Here is a 259-nt window from a genome sequence, read left to right as displayed (position 1 = left end):
CTGTACCACTGAATTTTGCAACACCGCGTACACCCATTTTCTCGGCCAGTGCAAAGCTGCCATAGCCGCGCAGATTTACAAAGCAGAATTCGCCGGTTTTCATGTCTACAAATGCTTTGTTGAATTGAATTCCGTTGTTGTGAAACGGGGTGATTACAGCCATGTTTGAGTCATCGGCATATGCGCGAACATCATTCCAGCCTTTCAAGATTCCCTTGCTAACTGCAAAGGCAATGCGGCGTGCTGTGTGCGTCATTTC

The 259-nt window shown here is 47.5% G+C and carries 1 protein-coding gene; it reads right to left on the bottom strand.

Annotated elements, in window-relative coordinates; all coding sequences use genetic code 11:
- Positions 1 to 259: hypothetical protein (locus NCR35_RS29825; protein WP_250537470.1), on the bottom strand; the 259-nt coding region annotated here is incomplete at both ends.

Source organism: Caballeronia sp. AZ10_KS36 (genome assembly GCF_023631105.1).
Lineage (GTDB): Bacteria > Pseudomonadota > Gammaproteobacteria > Burkholderiales > Burkholderiaceae > Caballeronia.
Note: the sequence above shows the minus strand (reverse complement) of the source record. Positions and strands in the feature narration are given on the sequence as shown.